Raw genomic sequence first — 6,966 nt, 5'->3', positions numbered from 1 at the left:
GGAAAAAATGAAAGCTGAAATTCGGAAAAGGGATAAAATTGTACGAGATGAAGATATTGAAAGCTTATTTTTATTAGATGACAATTCTGATTTTTCAATTGCGTTATATGAAATTCTTGTAAATAGACACGAAAAAAATCCAAATTCGCTAAACTCAGTACAACTGAATTTATTTTTGTGTATGCATTTGGAAAATGCTGGGCAAGCGGATAGTATTTTAACTTTTTTACAAGAATGGTTTCCTAAACAGAAAAGACAAGTAATAAAATCACTGAGTGAAATTGGAGCGACTAAATCTGCCGAAATTATAGAGCAAGCGATTGCATTACTTCCAGAAAATGATAGTTGGTTTTTTGAAAGTTCTGACGAAAATTCGGAAAGATTAATGATGGAATTTGACAGCGAATTTTCGAGTTACCCGGACGGACCAAAGAAGGACTTATATCGTGAATATGCAGAAAAAAACAGAAACGAACTATAGAAAAGCCTACCTACAACACTATATATAGCAAATAGGGCGATTAGTGTTTAATCGAAAGGTAGTTGGTTATTTATAAAGTCGCCAAATCTTTTGATTTGGTGTTAAATGAGAAAAATTAAAACAAAATAAAAAGATTTGGCTGTGGCTTAACCGAAAATAATCGCTTGCTTCCTGCCCTACTTTCCATATATTTAACGTTGTGCGCAAGCTGAAAAATTAATATGCTAGAAAGTTTATTATTCATGTTTCTAATTTTCGTCGGAGGAATATTTCTGATTATTTCTCTGATTATTCTATTAATAGGGCTTGGCAAGAAATCTTCTAAACTTAAAAAAATAGGTCTCGGAATTGGAATTGTTCCAATATTATGTTTTGGACTAATAGCTTTATACTACTTACTCATTTTACCCTCATTACATAAAAATCAAATGGAAGATTTTGCCGGGACTTATGTATTGGATAATTCTGCTGAACAAATTATGAATAAAAAAGAGCTAGATAGTCAATACCCAAAATTAATTTTACTCTCGGACGGAACGTACAAATTTGATGGAATCGAAGGTATCGGACTTGAAAAAAGTGGGACTTGGAAAACAGGTGGAATAGATGGAATGTTTGAGTTTGATGTTAAGCATGGAAGCGAATGGGCAATTCCTTCAGGGAGTGAAAATGATGCCACTTTATCCTTTGATTATGAAATTGACGAAGGCGATTGGGAAAACACCGAACGTATAGTGTTTGTGAAAAAATAGGTCTAAAAAAGCCTGCGCACAACAATACCTAAACGTAATGCGGACTTTAGGGCGAAACCGAAAGGTCTGTGTATCTTTATGAAGTCGCTAAATCTTTGGGATTTAGCTTTGAACAAGAAAAAATAAATCCAAACCAAAAGCTTTAGCTTCGTGCGCAGACGGAAACGAAAGGTTTCCTTGCCTCCGCACTACGCTTAGCCTAGACGTTGTGTGCAATTTAACAAAACCAATGAAACACCTTTATATAATCATATTCATTTGCTGTTTTTTGGCTTGTAATTCCAAAAAGGATAATGCTGTTTCTAAAATCAAAAACCCAAATCCAGAAAAACTAATTCAAGAAAAATTAAACGGAAAAGAAGTTGTGGCGGAATTAGAAAAATTGGGTTATTTCAATCTGACTAACGAATCTGAATTAGACACTGTTAAAGCTGACTTTCAAAAAGCGTATACGGACTTAAATTTCTTTCAAGGACCAATGCGCGGAGAGACTCTAAATTTTATGGACAATCGCTATCAATGGGTAGATTGTGAGGAACTATTCGAGATTGGCGGACTAATGGAATATTTAAAACAAGTAAAACCGACTTTTGAAAAACTTGGACTTGAATTGAAATTTGAGAATGAACAAAGTGAACAAGACCAAAATAGTTGGAAACACACAATCGAACTGAACGGATTTGAATACACAGCATACGACGGACAATTTTCTGACTTGGATTGGGGAATTGCCTATGTGAATTTTATAGAAATGTTGAACGCTGAATTGAGACGACAAAATTCGGACGAGCAGTTTTATCCAATAAGTTGCGGAAATGACGGAATGTTTGTCTTGCTAACACCAAAACAGTTGGACTTTGTAAATCGGAATTATCCAATTGACAATGAACATCCGACAACAATGAGTAATTGGAAAAGTAGAAATGGAATATAAAAAACTGCACACAACACGGTGTATAAAACATAGCTATTAAGTGCTAAATCAAAAGATTTGCACCTATTTGCGAAGACCGCCAAATTTTTAAATTTGGCTTTTAAGATTGATAAGTTAAAAACAAAAAATAAAAATTCGGCTCTGTGTTAATCCGAAAAATTAGCGCCATTTTATACGCTACGTTTCATACACAAGACCGTTGTGTGTAATGTAAAAAAGACTTCATGCCTGACTATTTTCAACTTTAAGGAATTTTAATACTTCCATTATTTAACACCTCAGACAGGACAATAGAAGTTGTCGGATTTCCAAATTTACATAATCTATCAATAAGGTTTTCCAAATGAGCATTATTCTTTAAAATTACTTTCATAATAAGACAATCTTTACCTGTTATCATACTGCAATCTACAATTTCAGAAAATTGGTCTATGGTCTTTAAAAATGGCTTGTACCCATTATCATTAAAACCCATGGTGATGTAGGCTGACAAAGAATAACCTATCTCTTTGGGATTAATAATGGTTATGTGTTTTTCAATTACATTTTCTTCTTCAAGTCTTTGAACTCTCTCTGCAACTGCAGATGGTGATAAATTAATTTCTCTTCCTATTTTCGCATATGAAAGTCTTGAGTTATTCTGCAACAATTGAATAATTTTCCAATCGAAATCATCTTTTACCATAATCAACGCTATTTAATGTAAAAATAAGTTATTTCAACTGAAAATTCAAGATAATATAATTGAATCAACTTCTCTAATTGTAGTACAAATTATATCTTCGTCCAAAGATACGTGTACAATAATAATGTCAAATATTAGAAATATGAAAATTCAATTAATAAGAAATGCCACTTTAAAAATAAATTACGCTGGAAAAACTATTCTTGTAGACCCTATGTTTTCGGTAAAAGGAGCATTTGAATCATATGGCGGAATAGAAAGAAATCCAACTGTTAATCTTCCAATTGATGTTAGTGAAATAATTAAAAATGTGGATATAGTTTTGGTGACACACACACACACCGACCATTTTGATGAAACTGCACAAAAAGCACTTCCTAAAGATATTCCTATTTTTTGTCAACCAGCAGATGAAGATAAAATCAAAGCCAATAATTTTATTAATCTAACAGTAATTAAGGACAGTCTTCAATGGAATGGTATTGAAATCTCAAGAACAAGTGGAAAACACGGAAGTGGAGAAATTTTAAATCATATGGGAGAAGTTTCTGGATTTGTTCTTCAATCAAAAACAGAACCAACAGTCTATATAATAGGAGATAGTATTTGGGTAAAGGAAGTAAAAGAATCTTTATTCAAGTATAAACCCGAAATCATAATAACAAACTCAGGTGGTGCATATATTCCAGACTTTGAAGAAACACCAATTTTAATGGATGAGAAAGAAACGATTAAAGTAGCTAAAGAAATGCCTAACTCAACAATTATATCTGTTCATATGGAATCCTTAGACCATTGTACGGTAACAAGAAATTCCCTGAGAGAAATGGCAACTAAAGAAAGTATAAATGATAATAGGTTGCTTATTCCAAAAGATGGTGAATTAATCGAATTTACTTGATAATAAAACACTACACACAACACGGTATAAAAAACATAGGGCGTTTGTGCTAAACTGAAAGGTCTGTGAATATTAACAAAGTCCGCTAAATATAAAATTTGGCGTTTATAGTAGAAAAAATAAAAGTAAAATATTTATATTTAGCTAAGTAATAAACCGAAACGATAGTGCTTATGACCTTCCCTACGTTTCTTATACGTAACGTTGTAGCCAATTAGGAAAAAAGAAAATGAGGAATATAATATTAACTTTTATTTTATTGACAAGCGGAATTTTGTTTGCTCAAAAAACTGACAGTTTGAAACTAGAACAGATTTATCAAAAAATTGATTCGATAAAATATTCGGAATCTGATTTTACGATAATGCAAAAGTATTTTAACGAGAATTCTGAATTAAATAAGCTGATTTCCGAAAAAGCTGAACAGGGAGATAAAAACGCAACTGACTTAATTGAAATACTTGCTCTTAAATATGACAAGGCAAATAAAAAATATGGAGAAAAAGAAATAAAGGTTCTAATCTATTCTTATTATATGTCGCTCGGAATACAGGAAAAGTTTAATAGACTGAATTCTGATTTAGACGCAGAACTTGATAGTTTGAAATTACAAAAGAAATACTTTGAGAAAGAAATAAAAAAAGATAAACGAATTATAGATAGTTTAAAGAACAAATAACTGGCTACAACACCGTATAAAAATAATTGCGGTTTTAGTGCTTAATCAAAGGTCGTTGTGTGTTTGTAACGTCTGATTTTCCTTCGGAAAATCCTCGCATACAAACCTGCAACTATTCTTATACATAAACGTTGCCAGTAATTTAAGAGACATTGAGAAAACTATTAATATTCGGAATAATTTTAAACTTTTTGTCTTGTAATTCGTCGGACAAAAAAACGGAACCACAAAAAGACAAAGAAATGTTTGGGCTATTTAAGAAAAAAATTGACAAGAAAACTGAAATACTTTCTCACGCCGATTACAACTTGATTTTTGAAAATAAAGAAGTTGAACAAACACGAATTGAATTACTTGAAATTGGAGATTTAAACGTTCCAAGTGGACAAATTGTAGTTTGTGACCCTTTAGTTAATTCTCAGACAGAACCTCTGACTAAAACGGTCAAGCCGGGTAAATACCCAATCAAAATTTACGTTGCAAAAACTAAAGAATCTGGAGACAGATATGCTGTTGCCAAGCTCGAATTTAGTAATAAAAAAGCCAAAAAATGGGTAATGGCTCTAAGAAAAGAAGATGATATAAACGAATTGACTGATGAAGCCGACTATTTTGGATTTCCAGTTGACGCTGGTTTAGGCGGATTTTATGACTTTCAATCTGGAAAAGAATATCAAAAATTTGAATCAGATTTTAAGAAAGCAAATCCTGAAGGAAATCTATATGACGACTTTTTTGCAGCTGAGTTTAAAAAAAATGCAAAAGACCAAAATGACCCAACGGACTATGGAGATTGGATAAACTTTCAACTTCCTAACTCGGAATTGAATATTACAATGTTTCATTCAGGTTATGGAGATGGTTCATATCCATCGTATTGGGGAATTGACGAAAACGGGGAGATTGTATCTTTAGTAATTGATTTTTTAGTATTGCTCGTACCTGAATATGAATAAAAACTACTGGCAACACGGTGTATAAAACATAGCTAATTAAGTGTTTAATCGAAAGGTTTGTGTTTTATTTGCTGAGACCGCCAAGTTTTTAATTTGGCTTTTAAACTGAGAAGTTAAATCAAAATATAAAAAATTGGCTCTGTGCTAAACCCAAAATGTAGTATCTTTTTACACGCTACTTTCTATACACAAGTCCGTTAGCAAACATTAAGACTGAAAACTATATGAATATTGAACAGCTAAATAAAGATTTTGAAAAGCTGAATCTTTTGAGGGAAAAGAATTCAATGGATAGAATAAAGTTTTGCTGGAAACTTATAGAATCAGATAATAACGAATATTTAGAATATAATTTATTTCTTTCAAATAAGGCAAATAAATATTTCAGTAAAGATTTACAAGAACAATTTCAGTTTAGAAAAGATAAAGAAAAAGTATTTTACTTTTTGCAAGATAAGCTAGAACAAAATACTTCAGATAAACTAAAAACAATTATTAATAAAATCATTAAAGAGCTTGATTTTAAAAGTTTAGATGAATATCAAACTTGGATTAAAGACATTAAACTTGGGAAAAAAAATGATGAAAATGATTTTGTTTGGTCAATAATGAAAAGTCCTTTTGTTGAACTTCATTATGAGTTAATGAAAGATGAAGAGTTAAGTGAGGGTTTCAGAAAAAGCTTGAATACAAGATATAATGAGCATTCAGAAAAAGGGGAAGCTTTACTTTTATCAAAATTGGATAATAATGACGATGTTGACTTTCACGGAGAAATCATATTTATCCTAGGGAAAATAAAAGGACCAAAAAAAGGAGAAGTACTAACTCACGCAAGAAAACTCGTAAAAAGTAAAAATGTTTACACACGAAATAGAGCAATTATTGTCTTAGGATGGATTGGAGAAAGCACAGATTTTGAAATTTTAGAGAACTGTCTTTTGTATGATTTGGACAAAGAATGTAGAGCTTGGTCTGCAACAGCATTTTATATAGTTTATGATAGAATTAAAAGCAAAGAATTTAAAACGAACACTTTCAAATTATTTAATAAGGTATTAGAAAGCGAAAAAGACTTTTTTGTTCTGGGAATGATTATATATTCTATGAGAGAGTTAACAAATAAAAAGTTTGGAATATCTCAAAAAGCAATAGACGAATTAGATGTAGAAAAAATTGTTTTAACAAAAGAAAAGATTAAACGATATTTAATTAAAAGCGTTTGCTAATCGAGTAGACGGCTCCGCCCCTAATTAGGAACGGAGTGCGCCTCTCACACCACCGTACATACGGGTCTCGTATACGGCGGTTCAATAATTATACATCTCGTTTGTAGTACTCTATTAAACTAACATACCCTCTCATTCTCAACCTTTTAATGGTAATTGTAGTCCCTAAAATAGGGCTTTGAGCTACTGCCCATCCTCCCATTCTTGTGCGACTCCAAGCATAGGCGGTGTTTTGGTTTACACCTAAACGGATTAGGTTTTTCCGCTTCCGTTCTGGTTTCTTCCAATGGTGCCATATACAGTACCGCAATCGGTTTCTTAGCCATTCTTCCAGCTTTTTAAGCTTTGC

General features: G+C 32.0%; 8 protein-coding genes and 1 pseudogene. 7 read left to right on the top strand and 2 right to left on the bottom strand.

Translation table 11 applies throughout. The features are described 5' to 3' along the window. The 3 genes from BLQ19_RS20505 to BLQ19_RS20495 all read left to right on the top strand — a co-directional run. The coding region (locus BLQ19_RS20505; RefSeq protein WP_074539611.1) for a DMP19 family protein at nucleotides 1-481 on the top strand (481 nt) is incomplete at its 5' end. Nucleotides 482-702: 221 nt separating this feature from the next. Then, the gene (locus BLQ19_RS20500; protein WP_139150309.1) at nucleotides 703-1,233 is read left to right on the top strand and encodes a hypothetical protein; all 531 of its coding nucleotides are present in this window, start codon (nucleotides 703-705) and stop codon (nucleotides 1,231-1,233) included. A gap of 268 nt (nucleotides 1,234-1,501) precedes the next feature. Beyond that, the gene (locus tag BLQ19_RS20495) at nucleotides 1,502-2,167 is read left to right on the top strand and encodes a hypothetical protein (RefSeq protein ID WP_254788490.1); all 666 of its coding nucleotides are present in this window, start codon (nucleotides 1,502-1,504) and stop codon (nucleotides 2,165-2,167) included. Between the two features lie 244 nt (nucleotides 2,168-2,411). Here BLQ19_RS20495 and BLQ19_RS20490 read toward each other — a convergent pair whose 3' ends face one another. Continuing rightward, nucleotides 2,412-2,852: an Lrp/AsnC family transcriptional regulator gene (locus tag BLQ19_RS20490; RefSeq protein WP_074539607.1), complete on the bottom strand. Its 441-nt coding sequence runs from the start codon at nucleotides 2,850-2,852 to the stop codon at nucleotides 2,412-2,414. Between the two features lie 142 nt (nucleotides 2,853-2,994). Here BLQ19_RS20490 and BLQ19_RS20485 point away from each other — a divergent pair, with 142 nt between their 5' ends. From BLQ19_RS20485 to BLQ19_RS20470, 4 genes are all read left to right on the top strand, one after another. Further along, entirely contained in the window at nucleotides 2,995-3,753 is a 759-nt protein-coding gene (locus BLQ19_RS20485; RefSeq protein WP_074539606.1) for an MBL fold metallo-hydrolase, read from the top strand. A 259-nt stretch (nucleotides 3,754-4,012) separates the two neighbouring features. Then, a complete protein-coding gene (locus BLQ19_RS20480; protein WP_139150307.1) occupies nucleotides 4,013-4,432 on the top strand; it encodes a hypothetical protein in 420 nt (139 codons plus the stop codon). 152 nt (nucleotides 4,433-4,584) lie between these two features. Then, the gene (locus BLQ19_RS20475) at nucleotides 4,585-5,388 is read left to right on the top strand and encodes a DUF4241 domain-containing protein (RefSeq protein ID WP_139150306.1); all 804 of its coding nucleotides are present in this window, start codon (nucleotides 4,585-4,587) and stop codon (nucleotides 5,386-5,388) included. A 224-nt stretch (nucleotides 5,389-5,612) separates the two neighbouring features. After that, nucleotides 5,613-6,617 carry a HEAT repeat domain-containing protein gene (locus tag BLQ19_RS20470; protein ID WP_074539604.1) on the top strand — a complete coding sequence of 335 codons (1,005 nt, stop codon included), beginning with the start codon at nucleotides 5,613-5,615 and terminating at the stop codon, nucleotides 6,615-6,617. Between the two features lie 88 nt (nucleotides 6,618-6,705). Here BLQ19_RS20470 and BLQ19_RS20465 read toward each other — a convergent pair. Further along, nucleotides 6,706-6,966, bottom strand: a pseudogene (locus BLQ19_RS20465) (group II intron reverse transcriptase/maturase); the annotation flags it as partial.

The sequence above is a fragment of the Cellulophaga baltica genome (assembly GCF_900102165.1).
GTDB lineage: Bacteria > Bacteroidota > Bacteroidia > Flavobacteriales > Flavobacteriaceae > Cellulophaga > Cellulophaga baltica.
Note: the sequence above shows the minus strand (reverse complement) of the source record. Positions and strands in the feature narration are given on the sequence as shown.